This is a genomic window from Streptomyces sp. PKA51 (assembly GCF_057552455.1).
In genome coordinates this window covers 165268-185977 of record NZ_BAAJPZ010000013.1, presented here as the reverse complement: position 1 = coordinate 185977, position 20710 = coordinate 165268, and the positions used below count along the sequence as shown (strand labels likewise).

The following is a 20710-nucleotide window of genomic DNA, read 5'->3' as shown; positions in this document are numbered from 1 at the left end:
CCCCGCCTGCGGGGCGTCGTGGCCGATCGCGCCCACCGCGGCGGCAGCCGCAGATCGACACCGCCCCGCGCCCCTACGGGGCGGGGCGCTACGCCGGGAAGCGGCGGCCGATCCAGCGCCAGGTGAGTTCCAGCACCACCGCCGACGCGGTGGCGATGGCGACGGCCGTCCACGGCATCACCGTGCCGACCAGCTTCAGCGCGAAGAAGTGCTGCAGCCACGGCACCGCCAGGACGGCCAGGAAGCCCACTCCCATGGCCACGACCAGCGCCACGCGCCACCACGTCCACGGCCGGGCGATGATCGCCAGCACCCACATCGAGATCAGGAACAGCGTGAGCGTGGCCGCGCTGGTCTCCGCCTGCAGCGCGCCCGGCCCGCTGTAGTGCGCGCGGGCCAGCAGGTAGGCGGCGAACGTGGCGAGGCCCGCGATCAGCCCGGACGGTACGGCGTAGCGCATGACCCGGCGCACGAAGTGCGGCCGGGCCCGCTCCTTGTTGGGGGCCAGGGCGAGGAAGAACGCCGGCACGCCGATGGTCAGCGTGGACAGCAGCGTCAGGTGGCGCGGCAGGAAGGGGTAGGGCACGCGGGTGGCGACGACGAGGATCGCCAGCAGCACCGAGTAGGCGGTCTTGGTCAAAAAGAGCGTGGCGACGCGGGTGATGTTGCCGATGACGCGCCGGCCCTCGGCGACGACGGACGGCAGTGAGTCGAAGCCGTTGTTCAGCAGCACGATCTGGGCGACGGCCCGGGTGGCCTCGGAGCCGGAGCCCATGGCGACGCCGATGTCGGCGTCCTTCAGGGCGAGGACGTCGTTGACGCCGTCGCCCGTCATGGCGACGGTGTGCCCGCGCGACTGCAGGGCACCCACCATGTCCCGCTTCTGCCGGGGGGTGACCCGGCCGAAGACGGTGGCGCCCTCGACGGCGCCGGCCATGCCGTCGCGGTCGGCGGGCAGCCGGCGGGCGTCCACGGGCCCGTCGGCGCCGGGCAGCCCCAGCTGGGCGGCGACGGCGCCGACGGAGACGGCGTTGTCGCCGGAGACGACCTTGGCCGCGACGTCCTGCTCGGCGAAGTAGCGCAGGGTCTGCGCGGCGTCGGAGCGCAGCCGCTGGGCGAGCACGACGAGGGCGGTGGGCTGGAGGTCCTGCGTGGCGCGGGGGTCGTCGAGGTCGTACGGGGCGCGGGCCAGCAGCAGCACGCGCAGGCCCTTGGCGCCCAGGTCCTCCGCCTCGGCGAGGGCGCCGTCCCCCTCGGGCAGCAGCACGTCGGGCGCGCCGAGCAGCCAGGTGCCGCTTTCGCCGTCGGGGCCGTTGAGGGCGGCCCCGCTGTACTTGCGGGCGGAGGAGAAGGGCAGCGCCTGGGTGCAGCGCCAGCCGGGGCGGGCGGGGAAGGCGTCGATGACGGCCTGCAGGCTGGGGTTGGGCCGGGGGTCGGCCTCGCCGAGCGCGCCGAGCACCTGGCGCGCCTGCTCGTCCTCGACGGGGGCGCGGGGCAGCAGGCGCAGCTCGGCGACGTCCATGCCGCCCTCGGTGAGGGTGCCGGTCTTGTCCAGGCAGACGACGTCGACGCGGGCCAGGCCCTCGATGGCGGGCAGCTCCTGCACCAGGCACTGCCGGCGGCCGAGGCGGACGACGCCGATGGCGAAGGCGACGGAGGTGAGCAGCACCAGCCCCTCGGGGACCATGGGCACGATGCCGGCGACCATGCGCCGCACGGCCTCGCGCCAGTCGTGCCGCTGCACGAACAGCTGGCTGGCGACGAGGCCGATCGCGGCGGGCAGCATCATCCACGTCACGTACTTGAGGATCCGGCTGATGCCGGTGCGCAGTTCGGAGTGGACGAGGGTGAAGCGGGACGCCTCCTCGGCGAGCCGGGCCGCGTACGCCTCGCGGCCGACCTTGGTGGCGGTGTGCGCGCCGCTGCCGGCGACGACGAACGAGCCGGACATGACCGCGTCGCCGGGGCGCTTGAGGACGGGATCGGCCTCGCCGGTCAGCAGCGACTCGTCGATCTCCAGCCCGTCGGCCTCGACCACCTCGCCGTCGACGACGCACTTGTCGCCGGGCCCGAGCTCGATGACGTCGCCGAGGACGATCTCGTGGGTGGCCACGGGCACGGGCGTCCCGTCGCGGCGGACGGTGGGCCGGGCCTCGCCGACGACGGCCAGGGAGTCCAGCGTCCGCTTGGCGCGCAGCTCCTGGACGATGCCGATGGCGGTGTTGGCGATGATGACGAAGCCGAAGAGGCCGTCCTGGATCGGGCCGACGGCCAGGATGATCAGGAAGAGGACGCCGATGATGGCGTTGAAGCGGGTGAACACGTTGGCCCGGACGATGTCCGCCAGCGATCTGGAGGACCGTACGGGGACGTCGTTGACCTCGCCGCGCGCGACCCGCTCGGCCACCTCCCGGGCGCCGAGGCCGGGATGCCGAGCGACTGCCGTCGCCCGCGACGGTTCGCCCATGTTCCGACGGTAGCCGAAAGGGCCGGTCGCGGCCTTCGGCCGGGTGTCAGCCGCGGCCCTCGGCCGGGGTGCCGGCGGCCGTGGCCGCCGCGTGCCGCTTGAGCGCGGCGTCGCGCTTGCGGACGTACCAGATGCCGATGAGGCCGAGGCCGGCGCCGGCCAGGCACGTCCACAGCCACCACAGGTGCCCGTGGTCGTCGAACCACCCGTAGAACGGCAGCTGGGCCAGGAAGAGGACGAACCACGCGATCGTGCCGCCCGTGATCGTGGCGACGACGGGCCCCTCCAGGGGCTCGGGGGCCTCGTGCGTGGGTGTCCACTTCTTCATGACGCCAAGCCTAGTGCGTCCGAGCCCTTGTGCCGCAGGGGTCTACGCGCGGAGATAGCCAATCCGGCCTTGTTTATTCATACTGAATCGAACGGAATTTGACTGCTCGCTTTTGTTTGATCGGCCAAACGGCGGCGAATCGGTGGGCATTCAAGATCCTTTTTTGTTTGTTTCCCGGCCCTTCCCGGCCCATACGACTGAGGTTCCGCATGCCCACCTCGGCCACCTCCGCGGCCCGCGCCCAGCAGCCGTCCGGCCCGTCCCCCTCTGCCGGCCGCGGCGCCTTGGACCGGTACTTCCGGATCACCGAACGCGGCTCGTCCGTCGCCCGTGAAATGCGCGGCGGCCTGGCCACGTTCTTTGCGATGGCGTACATCATCGTGCTGAACCCGATCATCCTCGGCGCCGGCCAGGACAAGTTCGGGCACCACCTGGACAACGGCCAGCTGGTCACCGCGACCGCACTGATGGCCGGCCTGTCCACCCTCCTCATGGGCATCATCGGCAACGTGCCCATCGCCTGCGCCGCGGGCCTCGGCATCAACGCCGTCGTCTCGCTGCAGCTCGCCCCCAAGATGAGCTGGCCGGACGCGATGGGCATGGTCGTCCTCGCCGGCCTCGTCCTGATGATCCTCGTCGCCTCCGGCCTGCGGCAGCGCGTCATGGACGCCATCCCCGCCGGGCTGCGGCGGGCCATCGCCATCGGCATCGGCCTGTTCATCTCGCTCATCGGCCTCGTCGACTCCGGCTTCGTCACCCGCAACCCCGACGCCGCGCACACCACCGTCCCGCTCGGCCTCGGCCAGGGCGGTCAGCTGCAGGGCTGGCCCGTCCTCGTCTTCGTCCTCGGCCTCGCACTGACCTTCGTCCTCGTCGTGCGCAAGACCTCCGGCGCCATCCTCATCGGCATCGTCGTGATGACGCTCGTCGCCATCGTCATCAACTCCCTCGCCGACCTCCCCGGCAAGGACTGGGGCCTGTCCGTGCCCACCTGGCCGGACCGGATCGTCGCCACCCCCGACTTCGGACTCGTCGGCAAGGTGAGCCTCTTCGGCGGATTCCACGAGGTGGGGCTGCTCACCGGCTGCCTGTTCGTCTTCACCGTGCTGCTGTCCGGCTTCTTCGACGCCATGGGCACGATCATCGGCGTCGGCGAGGAGGCCGGGCTCACCGACGAAAACGGCCAGCTGCCCAACATGGGCAAGATCCTGATGATCGACGGCATCGCGGTCGCCGCCGGCGGCGCCGGCTCCGCCTCCGCCAACACCTGCTTCGTGGAGTCCACCGCGGGCGTCGGCGAAGGCGCCCGCACGGGCCTGGCCAACGTGATGACCGGCGGCCTCTTCCTGCTCGCCCTCGTCTTCACCCCGCTGGCCACCGTCGTGCCCTCGCAGGCCGCCACCCCGGCCCTGCTCGTCGTCGGCTTCCTGATCATGGCGTCCAACGTCAAGGAGATCGACTGGAACGACTTCACGATCGCGATCCCCGCGTTCCTGACGATCGTCTCCATGCCGTTCACGTACTCGATCACCAACGGCATCGGCATCGGCGTGCTCGCCTTCATCCTGCTGCGCATCGCCACGCGGCGGGCCCGCGAGATCCCGTGGCTGCTCAACGCCGTCGGACTGTGCTTCCTCGTCTACTTCCTGCTCAGCCCGATCGAGCAGGCGCTGGGCATCAAGTAGCGCCTACGCGGCACCAGGGCGCCCCGTAGGGGCGCGGGGAACTGCGCGATCGGCCACCGACGGCCTGCAGCCGTGCACGGCGCTTCACCTGCGGGCGCGTCGTGGCTTGTCGCGCAGTTCCCCGCGCCCCTACGGGGCGCACCCCGCTCGGCCCGGGTGCGGGCGCGTCGTGGCCGATCGCGCCCACGCGGCGGCAGCCGCAGATCGGCACTGCCTCGCGCCCCTACGGGGCGCGCTCGCACTCAGCCCGGGCGGCGGGCTCGCCACAGGACGAACGCCGCCGACGCCACCGCCGCCGCCTTGACGACCACCGGCCACGTGTCGGAGAGCACCGCCGCCATCCCGCCCTGCGGTATCGGCTCGCCCCAGCGCCCGTTGGCCCGGCCCCACAGCCACACCAGTCCGGCCGCCGCCACCAGTCCGGGCACGCCCAGCACCGCCCACTTCGACTCCGTCTGCGTCAGCCGGCGGGTGACGTACGCCAGGGCCCAGCCGGCGACCAGCACCAGCCAGTTGCCCAGCACGGCGCCGGCGACCAGCAGCACGGCCACCAACAGCAGCAGGGGACTCATCGGCACCCCGGCCCGCGAGCGCCACAGGCTGAAGCGGGGCTCCTCGGCCGCCTCGCCCTGCGCCGCCCCGCTGTCCACCGCTTCGGCGGTCTTCGCCGCCGCCGGTACCTGCGGCTCGGGCAGGCGCGGTGGCGGGGGCCTGAGCATGTCCGCGATCTCGATGCCGCCGGTGAAGCCGTACACGGCGTCCCCGCCCGCCTGCCCGACCCCACGGGCGTCGCCTCCGCCGAGCGGCACCGGTTCGATGCGCTCGGTGCGCCACCAGTCGGCCTCCCGGCGGCCGCCCGCGGGTCGCAGCTGCTCCTCGGGGGCGAGGTGCGGCGGCAGGGCCTCCCGGCGCTGCTCGGGCACCCGCCCCGCGTCCGGCGTCACCGGCGCCACCGGCACGGCCGGCCCGTCCCCGGCCAGCAGGCCGTCCGCGCCGGCCACGGCCTCCGAGGGCGTGCCCAGGCCGTCGAGGATGCGCTGCACGGCCGTGGGCGTCTCGGCGCCCTCCGCGGCCCGGCGGCGCTCGATCTCGGTCCGGAGGCGGGAGACCAGGCGCATGCGGTCCGCGGAGGTCAGCGACTGTCTCTGCGCCAGGTCGCCGACCTTGCTCAGATAGTCGTAAACCAGCTGATCGCTCTCGATCCCCACCGAAGCCCCCAAGGCCGCACGAGCCGTCGCCTTCCCCGACGGTACCGGTTCCCCGTCCCGCGTCCCGGTAGCCCGGGCGAAGCCGGGGCCGATCCGCGCGGACCCGGTACCGTAAACAGAATGACCACTTCGCGGGAGACAGGCAGCACCGGCGGCGCCCCGCGCACCCTCGCCGAGGAGCTGCGCGCCCGTCCCGACGAGGCCCTCGCCGCGCTGCTGCGCGCCCGGCCGGACCTGCTCAACCCCGTCCCGGGCGACCTCACCCAGCTCGCCACGCGGGCCGCCACCCGGGCCTCGGTCGTCCGCGCCCTGGACCGGCTGGACCGGTTCGCGCTGCAGGTCGCCGAGGCCCTGGCCGTCGCCGCGGACCCCTGCCCGTACGAGGCGCTGGTCGCGCTGATGACCGGCACGGAGGCCGAGGACCCGGCGGTCGCCGCCGAAGTCCCCCGGGCCGTCGCCACCCTGCGCGAACAAGCCCTGCTGTGGGGCACCCGGGACCGCCTGCACCTCGTGCGCACCGTGCGCGAACTCCTCGCCCCCACCCCCACGCGCCCCTCCCCCACCGGGCTGGGCCCCACCGTCGCCGAGGTCACCGCGGGCATGTCCCCCGGCCGGCTGCAGCAGATCATCGCCACGGCCGGACTGCCCGGCACCCACGATCCGGTCACGGCCGTCGCCTCCCTCACCGCCCTTTTCGGCGACCGCGCCCGCATGAGCGACCTCCTGGCCGGCGCCCCCGCCGAGGCCCGCGCCGTCCTCGACCGGCTCGCCTGGGGCCCGCCCTACGGCACCGTCACCGCCGACCCCGCCCCGCACCTGCGCTGGCTGCTCGACCGCGGACTGCTGCTGCCCACCGCACCCGGCAGCGTCGTCCTGCCCCGCGAGGCCGCCCTCCACCTGCGCGGCGGCCGCGCCCACCGCACACCCGAGCCGCTCGCCCCCGAACTCGCGCCCCTCACCGAGCACTCCGCGCCCACCACCGACGCCACCGCCGCCGGCGCCGCCTTCACCGCGCTGGCCACCGTCGAGGAACTCCTCGGCTCCTGGGAGACCGACGGCCCCCTCGTCCTGCGCGCCGGCGGCCTGAGCGTACGCGACCTCAAACGCACCGCCACCGCCCTCGACACCACCGAGGAGACGGCCGCCTTCTGGGCCGAACTCGCCTACGCCGCAGGGCTGCTGGCCTCCGACGGCGACGTCGACGAACGCTACGCCCCCACCCCCGCCTACGACGACTGGCTGCGCCTGCCCGCCGAACAGCGCTGGGCCCACCTCGCCACCGCCTGGCTGGCCGCCACCCGCACCCCCGGCCTCGTCGGCGGCAAGGACGCCAAGGGCCGCACCCTGGCCGCCCTCGGCCCCGACCTCGACCGGTCCGCCGCGCCCGAGGTCCGCCGCCGGGTCCTGGAACTGCTCGCCTCCCTGCCCGCCGGCGCCGCCGTGCCCCAGGACGCCCTCCTCGCCCGGCTCCGCTGGGAACGCCCCCCGCGCACCACCACCGACGACCCCCGCGAACGGCTCGCCCGCTGGGCCCTCGCCGAAGCCGAACTCCTCGGCGTCACCGGCCGCGGCGCCCTCGCCGGCCACGGCCGCGCCCTGCTCACCGACCCCGCCGCGGCCCCCGCCCTGCTGGCCCCGCTGCTGCCCGAACCCCTCGACCACGTCCTGCTGCAGGCCGACCTCACCGCCGTCGCCCCCGGCCCCCTGCGCCGGCCCCTCGCCCAGGAACTCGCCCTGCTGGCCGACGTCGAGTCCAAGGGCGGCGCCACCGTCTACCGCTTCGCCCCCGACTCCGTACGCCGCGCCCTCGACGCCGGACGCACCGCCGCCGACCTGCACGCCTTCCTCGCCGCCCACTCCCGCACCTCGGTGCCGCAGCCCCTGGCGTACCTCGTCGACGACGTCGCCCGCCGCCACGGCCACCTGCGCGTGGGCGCCGCCTCCTCGTACGTCCGCTGCGACGACGAGGCCGTCCTCGGCGAGATCCTCGCCGACCGCCGCTCGGCCGCGCTGCGGCTGCGCCGCCTCGCCGGCACCGTCCTGGCCGCCCAGGTCCCGCCGGACGCCCTGCTGGAGGGCCTGCGCGCCCTCGGCTACGCGCCCGCCGCCGAATCGGCGGAGGGCGACGTCGTCATCACCCGCGCCGACGCCCACCGCACGCCCCCGCGCACACCCCCCGCGCCCGTGCCGGAGGGCCCGCCCGTCCCCGACGCCACGCTCCTGGGCGCGGCCGTCCGCGCCGTCCGCGCCGGCGACCGCGCCTCGACGGCCCCCCGCAAACCCTCCCCCGCCGCCGCGACGGGCGGGCTCCCCCGCACGACGTCGGCGGAGACCCTCGCCACGATGCAGGCGGCCGTCCTGACGGGCACCCCCGTCTGGATCGGCTACGTCAACGCGGAGGGCGCGGCGAGCCAGCGCGTCATCGCACCGGTACGGGTGGAGGGCGGCTACGTGACGGCGTTCGACCACACGGCGGAGGAGGTCCGCACGTTCGCCCTCCACCGCATCACCGGCGTGGCGGAACTGGCCGAGGACACGGTGTAGCCGGCGGGCCGGCGGATCGTCCGCGCCCCGTCAGGGGCGCGGGGCGTCGACTGCGGGCCGTCGGTGGCCGATCGCGCAGTTCCCCGCGCCCCTGACGGGGCGCCCCCTAGGGGCGCGGGGAACTGCGCGACAAGCCACGACGCGCCCGCAGAGGTGCTCGCTCAGCCCGCCGCAGGCGTCCGCACGACGCGCCGCAGGCCGAATGCGTACGTCGCCGCGAAGCCCACCCCGTAGCCCGTCAGCAGGCCCGCCCCGTAGACCGCCGCCGCTCCCGGCAGCCCGTCGCTTCCTCGCAGGAGGGGGAAGAGGGCCCACCCCGAGGGGCCGATCGCCGTTGCGCCGCACGTGTGGCCGAGTTGGTGGAGGAGGCCCACCACTCCGCCGCCGCACGCGCCGCCCACGCAGGCGGTGATGAACGGCCGGCCCAGGGGCAGGGAGACGCCGTAGACGAGGGGTTCGCCGATGCCGAGGAGGCCGGCCGGGAGGGCCGAGCGGATCGTCCGGCGCAGGTCCGCGTCGTCGCGGAGGCGGACGTGGACGGCCAGGGCCGCGCCGACCTGGCCGGCGCCGGCCATGGCGAGGATCGGCAGCAGGGCCGTCGAGCCGGTCTCGGTGATGAGCGTGGTGTGCAGGGGGATCAGGGCCTGGTGGAGGCCGAGCATGACCAGGGGCAGGAAGAGCGCGCCGAGGACGAAGCCCGCGGCGGCGCCGCCGTTGGCGAGCAGCCAGTCGGCCAGGTGGCCGGTGGCGGAGGAGACCTCGCCGGCCGCGAACATCAGCCCGTACAGCGTCACGAGCCCCGGCAGCAGCACGGTGAGGAAGGGAGTGACGAGGGTGTCCAGGGCCTCGGGGACGACGCGCCGGCAGGTGCGTTCGACGCCGGTGGCCAGCAGGGCGGCGGCCAGGGCGCCGAGGACTCCGCCCTGACCGGGGGTCAGGGGCAGCCCGAAGGCGTCGACGCGGGCGACGCCCGGGTGGACGACGACGGCCGCCACGGCCGCGCCGAGGATCGGCGTGCCGCCGAACTCCTTGGCCGTTCCGTATCCGACGAGCACCGCGATCAGGGACATGAAGCCGCCGGCGATCGCGGTGAGTGCGGGGGCGAGCGCGGGCAGCAGGTGCAGGTTGGCCAGCAGTCCGGCGAGGCCGGCGATGATGCCGCAGCCGACGAGGGCGGGGATGAGCGGTACGAAGATCTGCGCGATGCGGCGCAGGAGCAGCCGTCCGTGGTCGCGGGGCGGCGGGGCGAGGAGGAGCTGCAGTTCGCGGGCCACCCGGCCGACCGTTCCGGGGCCGAGGACGATCTGCCAGGCCGGGCCGTCGGCGACGACGCCGAGGACACCGGGCCGGGCCCGCAGGGCGGCGCCGTCCACGGCGGCGGGGTCGTGGACCTCGACGCGCAGGCGGGTCATGCAGTCGGCGACGGAGCGGACGTTCGCGGCGCCGCCGAGCAGGGCGAGGAGCGCCGCGCCCGTACCGGGCGGGTCGTGGGTCGGCCGGGCGTCCTGTGTCATGCGTGCTTCACCAGCACATGACGCTACGTCAGCCGGACGCCTCCCGCAGCGCGGCACGCAGGTGCCCGCCCGACTCCCTCAGCAACCGCGCCGCCGTGGCCCCGTCGACGCCGGCGAGCAGCACCAGGATGGCGTTCTTCGCCTCGCCGCCGGTCTCGGCGAGCGCCGCCTCCACCTCGGCGTCCGGCGCCCCGGTGGCGAGGGCGACGATGTGCAGGGAGCGGGCGCGCAGCTTGTCGTTGGAGGCGCGGACGTCGACCATCAGGTTCCCGTACGTCTTGCCCAGCCGGATCATGGTGATCGTCGAGATCATGTTGAGGACGAGCTTCTGCGCCGTGCCCGCCTTCAGCCGGGTCGAGCCCGTCACCAGCTCCGGCCCCACGACGACCTCGATCGCATGCTCGGCGGCCCGGCCCAGCGCCGAGCCGGCGTTGCAGGCCAGGGCGACGGTCAGGGCGCCCGCGGCGCGGGCGTGCCGGACGGCGCCGAGGGCGTAGGGCGTACGGCCGGAGGCGGAGACGCCGACGACGGTGTCGCCGGGGCCGATGCCGAGGGCGTCGAGGTCGGCGGCGGCCAGCTCCTCGCTGTCCTCGGCGCCCTCGACGGCGGCGACCAGCGCGCCCGGACCGCCGGCGATCAGGCCGACGACCCGGTCGGGGCCGGTGTTGAAGGTGGGCGGGCACTCGCTGGCGTCCAGCACGCCCAGCCGGCCGGCCGTGCCGGCACCGGCGTAGACCAGCCGGCCGCCGCGGGCCATGCGCGCGGCGGTCGCGTCGATGGCCGCCGCGATCTGCGGCAGCCGCTCGGCGACCGCGCCGGCCACGGTCGCGTCCTCCGCGTTCATGATCCTGGCGATGTCCGCAGTGGGCAGCCGGTCGATGTCGGCCAGGTCCGGCCGGAACGCCTCGGTGGTCAGCCCCGCCAGCTGCGCCCGCAGGGCGCTCAGGGCCGCGGCCTCGGGCATCGCCTCGGACATCTGGCGGGGCCTCTCCTCCGGCTCGGGGGGACGGGATGCCATCAGCGCCGGTCGCGCCGGTCGTGCGGGGCGTGCCGGTGCGCCAGCGCCTCGTACGAGGCGGCCAGCGCCGGCGCCGCCCGGTCGTAGGTGGCCTGGGCGACGCCGATGAACAGGCAGTCCACCACGAGGAGCTGGCTCGTGCGGCTCGACATGGCCGCGGGGCGCAGCTCGCTCTCCCGGGCGGAGGACGTGACGAGGACGTGATCGGCGTACTGGGTGATCTCCCCGCCCGGCCGGCCCGTGACCGCGATCGTCGTCGCCCCGTGCTCGAAGGCGACGCGCAGCGGCTCGACGACGTCGGTGGTGCTGCCGGAGTGCGTGAGGGCCAGGGCCACGTCGCCCGCGCCGAGCTGCACGGCCGTCGTCACGGCCAGGTGGGGGTCGGCGTGGGTGTGCGCCAGCAGGCCGATGCGCAGCAGCTTCTGCACGAGATCCTGGCCGACGAGGTGGGAGGCGCCGCTGCCGTAGACGTCGATGCGGCGGGCCGCGGCGAGCGCGGCGACCGCGGCCTCCAGGACGGCGGTGTCCAGGCCGGCGGCGGTGTCCGCCAGGCACTGGGCCTCCTCCTGGGCCAGCTTGGCGACGACACTGGCCATGGGGTCGTCCACGGCGATGTCGGCCGTCACGGCCGGGGCCCGGCCGGCCGCCTGCTCGGCGGCCAGCGCCGCCAGGGCCAGCCGCAGGTCGCGGTAGCCGGGGTAGCCGAGGAGACGGGCCGTGCGCACGACGGTCGCCTCGCTGGTGCCGGTCAGCTCGGCGAGCCCCGTCACGGTCAGCGCCGCGGAACCGGCCGGATCCCCGGCCACCGCCTCGGCCACGCGCTGCATGGAGCGGGTCATGGTCGGGGCGAGCGTACGCACCTTCGCGGCCAGCGCCGCGGGCGGAGTGGGGCGCGCCCCGAAGGTTTCCTTCACGGTGCCGCTCACGTTCCGAAAGGTATTTTCGGCCCGGCGCGCCGTCAACCCCGTACGCCCGGGACAATGGTGCACATGGAGCTCGAACAGGCACTGCACGCGGCGCGTGCGCTCGTCCTCGCCGACCTGGTCGCCGGCGACGTCGCCGAGGCCGACGTCGTCGACCTCGTCGAGGACGCGGTCGCCCACCGGCGGTGGTGGGTCGAGCAGTGGCCGCAGGGCGCCGCCTACCTGCCCGGGCTCGTGGCCCAGGACGTCCAGGACGCCCTGCTGGAACGGCACGGCCGCTGGCCCCTGTGCCCCCTGTGCACCGGCTCCGGCGACCCCCACGCCCTCGAAGTCGAACCCGAACTCGGCCCCGACCCGCACTGGGCCTGCACCAAGCAGGCCGTGCTCGTCGCCCCCGTCGGCTCCCTCGCCACGGCGGTGCACTGATGCTCTACATCGACCCGCCGACCTGGCCGGGGCACGGACGCATGTGGTCCCACCTGGTCAGCGACGAGTCGTACGCCGAACTCCACGCCTTCGCGGCAGCCCTCGGCGCGCCGCCGCGGGCGTTCGACGGCGACCACTACGACATTCCGGCGTCGTCCTACGAGACGGCGGTGGGGATGGGGGCGACGCGCATCAGCAGCCGCGAGCTGGTCCGGCTGCTGCGCGAGTCCGGCCTGCGCCGGCGCAAGCGCCACCGGCCGTAGGGACGGGGCGGAGCCCCCGGCTCCGCCGCGGGCGCCCTACGCCACCGGCTCGCGCTCCGGTGCCGGCGCCGACGACCGCGCCACCACCCGCGAGGCGGACCCGTGCAGGCGGCCCGCCACCACCGTCGTGAGCAGGGCCAGCGCCGCCAGGCCGGCGCCCAGCCAGGCCACCGCCGGGTAGCCCCACCCGGCGGCGATGACGAGCCCGCCGAGCCACGGCCCGATCGTGTTGCCGAGGTTGAACGCCGACGTCGTGGTCGCGCCCGCGAGCGTCGGTGCGGCGTTCGCGACGTTGAACATGCGGGCGTTGAGCGCGGGCGCCGTCGTGAACGCGGCGACACCGAGCAGCATGGCCATGCCGACGGCCGCGGCGGCCGTGTGGGCGGTCAGAGCGAGGACCGCCATGACGACGGCCGCGGCGCCGATGCCGCTGTACATCGTCCCGAAGAGGTGCGCGTCGGCGATGCGCCCGCCGATGGTCGTACCGATCAGTGCGCCGACCCCGAAGAGGGCGAGGACGGTCGGGACCCAGCTCTCCGGCAGCCCGGCCGTTTCGGTGAGCAGCGGGGCGAGGTAGGAGAAGAGGCAGAAGACGGCGGCGGCGTTGAGCGCGGTGGTGATCAGTGCGAGCCAGACCTGCCGGTCGCGGTAGATGGCGAGTTCGGTGCGCAGGCGCGGCGCGTCGGCGCCGGTGGGCGGCTGGGTGGCGGGGACGAGCGCGAGGACGCCGACCAGGCCCACGGCCGAGAGCGCGGCGACCGCCCAGAACGCGGCGCGCCAGCCCGCGTGCTGGCCGAGGAGGGCACCGGCCGGTACGCCGGCGATGTTGGCGACGGACAGGCCGCCGACCATGACGGCCATGGCCCGGGCGCGGGCGTCCACCGGCACCAGGGAGACGGCCACCGCCGCGCCCACGGCCCAGAATCCGGCGCACGCCAGTGCGCTCACCACCCGGGAGGCGAACAGCACCCCGTACGTGGGCGCGAGCGCCCCCGCCACCTGGCCGAGCCCGAAGACGGCGAGCAGGGCGAGGAGTGTCGTACGGCGCGGCAGCCGCAGAGTCGCGGCGGCGAGCAGGGGTGCGCCGACGACCATGCCGATCGCGAAGGCGGAGACCAGCAGTCCGGCCTGCGGTATGGAGACGTCCATGTCGCGGGCGATCGGCTGCAGCAGCCCGGACAGCATGAACTCGGAGGTGCCGAGGGCGAATACGGACAGGCCGAGCACATGGACGGCGACGGGCATGGGCGGGCGGGAGGGACTGGCGTGCGGCATACCCATGACCAGCGCGAACGGCCGGGCCGCTATTCCCCGGTGAGCAGCTCCAGTTCGGTGGCGAGGTTGCGTCGTGCCAGCAGTTCCCAGCGGTCGTGGCCGAGCGGGGTGCGGAAGAGCCGTGGCAGGGCGAGGAGATGACGCAGCACGTCGGCGCGTCCTGCGCGGAAGGCGTCGTCCGGCACGAAGGCGTACTCCTCGCGGACGGCGGCCGCGTACGCCGCGTACGCGCGCGGGGAGCCGCCGAGCACCGCCAGGTCGGCGTCGCACAGCGTCTCGCCGTCACGGTCGCCCGGGTCGGGGTCGTGGGTGGTGGTGAGCCGGACGAGCCGGGCGACCTCCGCGGTACGGGCGGGGTCCACGCCCAGCTCGGGCAGAGCGCGCTCGGCCAGGTGGGCGGAGCGCTCCTCGTTCTCGGAGCGGTCCGGGCGGTAGACGGCGTCGTGGAACCAGGCGGCCAGGCGGACGGCGTCGATGTCGTCGGCGTACGGCTCCAGCGCGTCGAGGTGCGCGAGCACGGCGGAGAGGTGGTCGACGGTGTGGTACCGCCGCTGCGGCTCGGCCCAGCGGGCCAGCAGATCGTCCGCGTAACGGTCGGGATCGGGCCCCTGACCGGGCCGGACCCGCTCGACGGTCCGCCGCCAGCGGGCGCGCAGGGCATCGTGCTCGGACGTGAGGGCCATGGAGCCCATTGTGGGGCACTCACCTGGCCGGATCCGGCGGGTCGGTATGGAATTCCTTGATCGCGCCTGTGCTTTGCCGCCGGCACCGACTTGCCTGGGGTCTCGCGAACGGACGTGCCGGCCGGCGGTGCGTCCACGGACGTCAGGAGAGGACGACGTGAAGACGATGAAGAGGGCCGCTGCGGTGGCCGTGGGCACGATCGCCCTGTTCGGCACGGCTCACGGTGCCGCCCAGGCCGCACCCGCCGCGACGGGCGGGACGGTCCCGAGTTGCGTGTCGTTCGACGCACCCTGGACGCCCTTCACGAGCTGGCAGAAGTTCACGATCACGAACGGGTGCGCGCAGACCGTTCAGGTGAAGGTGGTCTACGCCAACGGTCCGGGCACCACCTGCTACTCGGTTCCCGCCCACCAGTCGCGTACGGAGACGTACTACTCGCTCGGCAGCGTCACCGACGCGAAGAGCCTGACCACCTGCTGACCACCGCCGTCACGTGTGCCGCCGCACCCGCCCCGGCGAGGCCCGGCGAGGCCCCGTCGACGGGCCGGTGCGGCGTGTGGCACGCTTGATTACATGTCTAGACCAATTCTTGAGGTGATCGCCCTCGGCCCCGAGGACGCGGCGGCCGCACAGGCCGGAGGTGCGGACCGGCTGGAACTGGTCTGCGACATGGCGGCCGACGGCCTCACCCCTCCCCTCGAGACCTTCACCGCCGTACGGGACGCCGTCGACATCCCCGTCCGCGTGATGCTGCGCGCCACCGACGGCTTCGCCGCGGGCGACGCCGCCGCGCTGGACGCCCTGTGCGCCCGGGCCGCCGCCCTGCGGGCCGCGGGGGCACGGGAGTACGTCCTCGGCTTCCTGACCGACGACGGCCGCGCCGACCTCGCCGCCATCGGGGCCCTCGTCGAGGCCGCCGGCCCGGCCGCCCGCTGGACCTTCCACCGCGCCGTCGACCGCGCGGCCGACCGCGACGCGCTGCGCAAGCAGCTCGCCGACCAGCCGGGCCTGGACACCTACCTCACCGCCGGCTCCCCCTCCGGCGTCGACGACGGCCTGCCCACGCTCCTGGCCGAGGCCGGCCGCGCGGACGAGCCGGGCTACGAGCCGCGCATCATGGCCGGCGGCGGACTGCAGCTCAAGCACGTGCCGCCGCTGCGGGCGGCGGGCATCACGGCCTTCCACATCGGCTCCGCGGCCCGCCCGGCGGGCTGGACGTCCCCGGTCGACCCCGCCGCGGTCCGCGTCTGGCGCGAAGCGCTCGACGCGTAGGCGCCCCGAAGGGGCGCGGGGCTGTGCCGAGCTGCGGCTGCCGCCGCGTGGGCGCGATCAGCCACGACGCGCCCGCAGGTCGGGAAGCACCTCGGCCGCGGGCCGCCGGTGGCCGGTCGCACCCGCGCGGCGGCAGCCGCAATTCGGCACAGCCCCGCGCCCCTTACGGGGCGCTGCGTCACCGCCGGCTCGCGGCCGGTCGGTCGGGGGCGGAAGGGGTGGGCGCAAGCCGGCCCGCCGGCCGGCGCTTCTCCCGCACGGCCCACGCCAGCACCGTCGCGGCCGCCACCAGCACCGTGCTCGTCAACGGGAACCAGCGTTCCCCCAGCAGCGCGATCGCCGCGCTGCCCGTCGCCCCGCCCGCCGCGATCCCCGTGTAGAGCGCGCTGCTGTTGAGCGAGATCAGCAGGGGTGCGTTCGCCGGGTCGACCGACACCAGCCGGTGCGGCAGGGCCACTCCGATCGCCCATCCGGCCATGGAGACCACCGCCGCGTACGCCATCGCCCCCGGCATGGTGCGCCCCAGCCACGGCAGTGCCGTGAAGGCCGCGGCCGCCACCGTGCCGCCCAGGAGCAGCACCCGGTCGGCCCCCAGCCGGTCGACGGCCCGGCCGCCCACCCAGGTGCCGGCGACCGAGGCGACGCCGCCGGCGAGCAGGACCAGGCTCAGCCGGTCGGCGTCGCCGCCGGTGGCGGTCCGCACGGCCGTGCCGAGGTAGATGTAGACGGCGTTGACGGCGAGGAAGTAGGCGAAGGTGGTCAGTACGCCGATCGCCACGCGCCGGTCCCGCAGCGGCGCCAGCCGCTCGCGCAGTCCGGGTGCCGGGGCGGGGCCGCCGCCGGTGGCCGGCAGTTCGCGCAGGAAGAGGGCCACTCCGGCGATGGCGACGACGCCGAGCGCGACGACGAGCCACAGGGTCAGCCGCCACTCGACGCGCCCGAGGTAGGTGCCGAGCGGTACGCCGAGCGCCGTGGCGACGGTCATTCCGCCCATGACGGTGCCCAGCGCGCGGCCGCGCTGCTCGGGCGGCACGAGCCCGGTGGCGACCGCGTTGGCGGTCGGCGTGTAGAGCGCGGCCCCGGCCGCGGCGAGCACGCGGGTGGCGAGGAGCGTCCCGTAGGTGGGGGCGAGTGCGCTGAGGGCGTTGGCGGCGGTGAAGACGGCGAGGGCCGTCAGCAGCAGCCGGCGGCGCGGCCAGCGGGCGGTGACCGTCGCCAGCAGGGGTGCGAACACCGCGTAGGCGAGGGCGAAGACGGTCACCATCTGGCCCGCGGCCGGGACGGAGACGTCCAGGTCGCGGGCGACGAGGCCGAGGATGCCGGCCATGACCATCGAATCGGTGCCCACGGCGAAGGTGCCGAGGGCGAGCAGGAGCAGGCGAAGACGCACGGATCCCCCTTGTCTGACGTCTCACGTCGCTTGTTTGGCGTTCGTCAAACAATAGGGAATGGTGGATGATTGTCAAACAGTTGTCGGATGGTCGTCGGATGGTCGTCGGACAATTGCCGAGCAGGCCGAGCAGGAGAGGACCCCGCCAGATGCCGGACGAAGTGCTTCCGCAGCCCGCACGCGAGGAGATCGAGCTGGTCGGCGTGTTGCGGGCCCTCGGCGACCCCGTACGCCTGCAGCTCCTCGCCGTCTACGCCGACGACCGCGAGCACAGCTGCGCCCAGGCGGACCTCGGGCTGGAGGACCTCCACAAGTCGACCGTCTCGCACCACATGCGCGTCCTGCGCGAGGCCGGCGTCACCACGACACGCGCGGCGGGCCGCCACCGCTACGTGCGCCTGCGCCGCGCCGACCTCGACGCCCGCTTCCCCGGCCTGCTGGACGCGATCCTCAAGGAGGCCGCGCAGGCCGGGTCCGGCGGCTGACGGGCCTCAGCCCCCGGCCTGCCCCAGCTCCGCCGGCAGCGACTGCGCGTGCAGCACGGTCAGGCCCGAGACCGCTCGGGTCAGCGCCACGTACAGGCGCCGCAGGCCCGTCCGTTCGTCCGGTTCGCCCGCCACGACCGCCGCCGGCTCGTCCAGGACCACGTAGTCGTACTCCAGGCCCTTCGCCAGCGTCGCCGGCACCAGGGTCAGGCGGGCGCCCTCGCTCGTCTCCTCGCCCGGGGCGAGGTGGGCGAGGCCGGCCCGGTCCAGGGCCCGGGCCAGCTCCGGTACGCGGGCGTCGGCGGCGATGAGGCCGACCGAGCCCTCGTGGCCCAGTGCCTGGCGGCAGGCCGCCACCACCGCCTCGTCGAGCGCCTCCGCGCCGACCTCACGCACCGCGAAGTCGCCGGGCGACTCGCGCACCGAGGTGGCCTCCGTGAGGCCGGGCGCGATCGCCGGGAGCAGCCGGGACGCGTAGGCGATCACCTGGCGGGGCACGCGGAAGCCCTGCGTGAGCTCGGTGACGACCGCGTCGGCCTTGCCGAGGTGGGCCAGCGCCTCCTGCCAGGTGCGCGTGGCCCACGGCGTCGTGCCCTGCGCCAGGTCGCCGAGGATCGTCGCCGAGCCCGTGGTGCAGCGCCGGCCGACCGCGCGGTACTGCATGGGCGAGAGGTCCTGGGCCTCGTCGAGCACCACGTGCCCCAGCGAGGGCGTACGGGTCACGAGGTCGGCCGCCTCGTCGATCAGCACCGCGTCCGCCGCGGACCACTTGGCCGAGCGCGCCGAGCGCGGCGGGCGCTCCCACAGGATGTGCCGCTGCTCGTCCTCGTCGAGCAGCCCGGCCGCCTGCTGCGCCAGGAACGGCGCGTCGGACAGCAGGCGCAGGACGAGCTTCGCCGGGTCGACCGCCGGCCAGATCGCCTTGACCGCCGCCTTCACGGCGGGGTTGCGGGCGACCGCGTCCTGCACCCGGTCGTCGGGGGCCTCGCCGGACTCCTCCATGCGCACGAGCACGGCGTGCGCGATGCGCTGCGGCAGCGCCTCGCGTGCGGCGCCGTAGCGGATGTCGCGGGCCAGCAGCTCGCGCACCATCTCCTCGATCTCGTACGCCGGCACCCGCCAGCGCCGGGCGCCGCGCACGACGACGACCGGTTCGGTGGGCATCGTCACGCCGGAGCGCACCGCGCGCCGCAGCACCTCGGCCAAGCGCGCGTCGCCCTTGATGCGGGCGGCGGCGGGGGTGTCGGTGCCGCGCACCTCGACCTTGGCGACGCTGCCCACCAGGTCGTCGACGGTGGCCTGGGCGACGTTCAACTCGCCCAGCGCGGGAAGCACTTGCTCGATGTAGCGCAGGAAGGAGCGGTTCGGCCCGACGACGAGCGTGCCGGTACGGGCGAGCCGCTCCCGGTGGGCGTACAGGAGGTACGCGACGCGGTGCAGGCCCACCGCCGTCTTGCCGGTGCCGGGGGCGCCCTGCACGCACACGGTGCCGGCGATCCCGGCGCGCACGATCTCGTCCTGCTCCGGCTGGATGGTGGCCACGATGTCCCGCATGGGGCCGACGCGCGGCCGCTCGATCTCGGCCTGCAGCAGGGCCCCGGCCCGCTCGCCGGCGGCCGGGTCGGCGCCCGTGAGGTCCTCGTCCTCGTACGCCGTCAACTCCCCGCCCGTGTAGCCGAAGCGGCGGCGCAGCCGCACGTCCATCGGCTCCTTCTTCGACGCCCGGTAGAACGGCTGGGAGACCGGTGCACGCCAGTCGATCACCATCGGATCGCCGTCGCCGTCGTGCACATGCCGCCGCCCGATGTAGAACTGCTCCCCGCCTGCGCCCTCGGCGAGCTCCGCGCCCGGCGCGTGCAGGTAGTCCAGGCGCCCGAAGAACAGCGGGGTGTGCGCAAGATCCGCCAGCGCCGCGATGCGCTCCTCGATCTGCCGCTCCAGCACCTGGGCGTTGACCCAGTTGGCGGCGACGTCCTTGATGTCGAGCGCCTCGACGTCGGCCCGCATCGCCCGCAGGGCCGCCCGCGAGGCGGCCAAATGGGTGCGCTCGCGCTCCAGCGGGTCGTCGGCGTGGGTGGTCACTTGCTGTGCGGGCACGGCGGAGCCTCCAGACGTACGGCGGAAGAGCGGTCGGCCGCCGGTTTCCGTCCGGACGGCAGCGCACCCGCGACGAGAGGGGCGGGAGGCGGCGAGAAGGGGGGATTGTAGTCACCCGCCCCCTGGGCGCGCGAAGCATTTTCAGCGCCCCCGGCGCGCCCTCGGGGACGCCGTCCCTCTCCCGTAGGGGACGCCGTGCTGCTCAAGTCGTACGCCCGGACCTGCACAGTTACACCGGCAGGCCGATGCCGCGCGGGCGCGCGGAAACCATGATGGAGGGCATGAACACGACCACGCCCCTCAACTCCGCCCTCCGCGCCCTGAAGGCCTTCGCCGGCGCAGCCGTCAGCGTCGTCCTCCTGGGCCGCCACGCGGAGGAGCGCCCCGCCCTCTGAGTAGCCCGTCCCAGCGGGAACTGAGTACGCCGACGGTGTTCCGCCGGCCCACCGGCCGGTTGGCTGGGGAGCATGAACCCCACTGACTCCGCGACCGACGGCAAGGCCTGGCTGGTCCGCTCCCTGACCGCCGTCGTGATGCTGCCGATGCTGTTCATGGACTTCGTGTTCATCGGCCTGTCGCCGATGGCGACCGACAGCTGCGGCCCCGACCACTGCTCGCAGGAGCTGACGAACGCCCTGGCGGCCGCCCCCGTCCTGTGGCTGACCGCCATCGGCCTGCTGATCACCTCGTGGGCGCTGCCCTCGCGCACCCGCTTCTCCGCGGCCCGCACGACCACGGCCGCCCTGTCCGCGGGCGCCGGCCTGCTCACCTTCGCCGTCCTGGCCAACCTGCCGAACGGCTGACGGGCACGGCCGTGCGGACCGTCTACGGCTCCGGCAGCAGCACGTCCGCGTCGTCGAAGATGCGCAGCACCACCAGCAGCAGCCGCCCGCGCGAGACCATGTACTCCGCGACGATCTGCGAGGTCAGCCGCACCTCGCGGTCGTGCTCGCCCAGCCCGATGGGCCGGGAGAGCTCGGTGTAGGGGTCACGCGCCAGGATCTCGACGGCCTTGTCGAACGCGGCGCGGCGCACCGGGTCGAGCCGGTCGCGGTCGCGCGCCGCCGGCTCGGTGTACAGCACCTCGTAGATCTCCTGATGAGGCAAAGCGCCCTCCTCGCCGTACCGCCG

General features: G+C 75.0%; 19 protein-coding genes. 8 read left to right on the top strand and 11 right to left on the bottom strand.

The genetic code is table 11. The annotated features are described in order from the left end of the window. Positions 1–88: 88 nt before the first annotated feature. Complete coding sequence (locus tag AC27L3_RS20520) at positions 89–2467, bottom strand: cation-translocating P-type ATPase (protein ID WP_487235499.1); 2379 nt, start codon at positions 2465–2467, stop codon at positions 89–91. A gap of 46 nt (positions 2468–2513) precedes the next feature. Further along, a complete protein-coding gene (locus AC27L3_RS20515) occupies positions 2514–2795 on the bottom strand; it encodes a DUF2530 domain-containing protein (RefSeq protein WP_487235498.1) in 282 nt (93 codons plus the stop codon). A 209-nt stretch (positions 2796–3004) separates the two neighbouring features. On the opposite strand from AC27L3_RS20515, the gene AC27L3_RS20510 reads away from it, so the two are divergent. Beyond that, positions 3005–4480: an NCS2 family permease gene (locus AC27L3_RS20510; protein WP_487235497.1), complete on the top strand. Its 1476-nt coding sequence runs from the start codon at positions 3005–3007 to the stop codon at positions 4478–4480. A gap of 242 nt (positions 4481–4722) precedes the next feature. Here the strand turns inward: AC27L3_RS20510 and AC27L3_RS20505 are convergent, their stop codons facing one another. After that, positions 4723–5688: a hypothetical protein gene (locus AC27L3_RS20505; RefSeq protein ID WP_487235496.1), complete on the bottom strand. Its 966-nt coding sequence runs from the start codon at positions 5686–5688 to the stop codon at positions 4723–4725. A 120-nt stretch (positions 5689–5808) separates the two neighbouring features. Between AC27L3_RS20505 and AC27L3_RS20500 the strand changes: the two genes are divergently transcribed. After that, positions 5809–8232: a helicase-associated domain-containing protein gene (locus AC27L3_RS20500; protein ID WP_487235495.1), complete on the top strand. Its 2424-nt coding sequence runs from the start codon at positions 5809–5811 to the stop codon at positions 8230–8232. Positions 8233–8393: 161 nt separating this feature from the next. Here AC27L3_RS20500 and AC27L3_RS20495 read toward each other — a convergent pair whose 3' ends face one another. From AC27L3_RS20495 to AC27L3_RS20485, 3 genes are read right to left on the bottom strand one after another with little or no spacing between them, the layout of a single operon-like run. Continuing rightward, positions 8394–9746 carry a PTS transporter subunit EIIC gene (locus tag AC27L3_RS20495; protein ID WP_487235494.1) on the bottom strand — a complete coding sequence of 451 codons (1353 nt, stop codon included), beginning with the start codon at positions 9744–9746 and terminating at the stop codon, positions 8394–8396. 28 nt (positions 9747–9774) lie between these two features. After that, entirely contained in the window at positions 9775–10722 is a 948-nt protein-coding gene (gene murQ / locus AC27L3_RS20490) for an N-acetylmuramic acid 6-phosphate etherase (RefSeq protein ID WP_487235493.1), read from the bottom strand. A 41-nt stretch (positions 10723–10763) separates the two neighbouring features. Continuing rightward, positions 10764–11690: a MurR/RpiR family transcriptional regulator gene (locus AC27L3_RS20485; protein WP_487235492.1), complete on the bottom strand. Its 927-nt coding sequence runs from the start codon at positions 11688–11690 to the stop codon at positions 10764–10766. Positions 11691–11753: 63 nt separating this feature from the next. Between AC27L3_RS20485 and AC27L3_RS20480 the strand changes: the two genes are divergently transcribed. Beyond that, complete coding sequence (locus AC27L3_RS20480; protein ID WP_487235491.1) at positions 11754–12113, top strand: hypothetical protein; 360 nt, start codon at positions 11754–11756, stop codon at positions 12111–12113. After that, the gene (locus AC27L3_RS20475; protein WP_487235513.1) at positions 12110–12376 is read left to right on the top strand and encodes a DUF4031 domain-containing protein; all 267 of its coding nucleotides are present in this window, start codon (positions 12110–12112) and stop codon (positions 12374–12376) included. The genes AC27L3_RS20480 and AC27L3_RS20475 overlap by 4 nt, the downstream gene beginning before the upstream one ends. A gap of 36 nt (positions 12377–12412) precedes the next feature. On the opposite strand, the gene AC27L3_RS20470 is transcribed toward AC27L3_RS20475, so the two are convergent. Beyond that, positions 12413–13651, bottom strand: a complete 1239-nt coding sequence (locus AC27L3_RS20470; RefSeq protein ID WP_487235490.1) for a Cmx/CmrA family chloramphenicol efflux MFS transporter — start codon at positions 13649–13651, stop codon at positions 12413–12415. 29 nt (positions 13652–13680) lie between these two features. Then, positions 13681–14334 carry an HD domain-containing protein gene (locus AC27L3_RS20465; protein WP_487235489.1) on the bottom strand — a complete coding sequence of 218 codons (654 nt, stop codon included), beginning with the start codon at positions 14332–14334 and terminating at the stop codon, positions 13681–13683. A 166-nt stretch (positions 14335–14500) separates the two neighbouring features. Between AC27L3_RS20465 and AC27L3_RS20460 the strand changes: the two genes are divergently transcribed. Both AC27L3_RS20460 and AC27L3_RS20455 read left to right on the top strand, forming a co-directional pair. Then, positions 14501–14815 (top strand): hypothetical protein, encoded by a 315-nt coding sequence (locus AC27L3_RS20460; RefSeq protein ID WP_487235512.1) that lies wholly within the window; start codon positions 14501–14503, stop codon positions 14813–14815. 93 nt (positions 14816–14908) lie between these two features. Continuing rightward, a complete protein-coding gene (locus AC27L3_RS20455) occupies positions 14909–15607 on the top strand; it encodes a copper homeostasis protein CutC (RefSeq protein WP_487235488.1) in 699 nt (232 codons plus the stop codon). A 178-nt stretch (positions 15608–15785) separates the two neighbouring features. Here the strand turns inward: AC27L3_RS20455 and AC27L3_RS20450 are convergent, their stop codons facing one another. Further along, positions 15786–16997: an MFS transporter gene (locus AC27L3_RS20450; protein ID WP_487235487.1), complete on the bottom strand. Its 1212-nt coding sequence runs from the start codon at positions 16995–16997 to the stop codon at positions 15786–15788. A 149-nt stretch (positions 16998–17146) separates the two neighbouring features. On the opposite strand from AC27L3_RS20450, the gene AC27L3_RS20445 reads away from it, so the two are divergent. Next, on the top strand, positions 17147–17482 hold the full coding sequence (locus AC27L3_RS20445; protein ID WP_487235486.1) for an ArsR/SmtB family transcription factor: 336 nt from the start codon (positions 17147–17149) through the stop codon (positions 17480–17482). Between the two features lie 6 nt (positions 17483–17488). On the opposite strand, the gene AC27L3_RS20440 is transcribed toward AC27L3_RS20445, so the two are convergent. Then, the gene (locus AC27L3_RS20440) at positions 17489–19579 is read right to left on the bottom strand and encodes a HelD family protein (protein WP_487235485.1); all 2091 of its coding nucleotides are present in this window, start codon (positions 19577–19579) and stop codon (positions 17489–17491) included. A gap of 467 nt (positions 19580–20046) precedes the next feature. Here AC27L3_RS20440 and AC27L3_RS20435 point away from each other — a divergent pair, with 467 nt between their 5' ends. Continuing rightward, entirely contained in the window at positions 20047–20382 is a 336-nt protein-coding gene (locus AC27L3_RS20435; RefSeq protein WP_487235484.1) for a hypothetical protein, read from the top strand. A 22-nt stretch (positions 20383–20404) separates the two neighbouring features. Here the strand turns inward: AC27L3_RS20435 and AC27L3_RS20430 are convergent, their stop codons facing one another. Continuing rightward, positions 20405–20686 carry a type II toxin-antitoxin system RelE family toxin gene (locus AC27L3_RS20430; protein ID WP_487235483.1) on the bottom strand — a complete coding sequence of 94 codons (282 nt, stop codon included), beginning with the start codon at positions 20684–20686 and terminating at the stop codon, positions 20405–20407. Positions 20687–20710 lie beyond the last annotated feature (24 nt).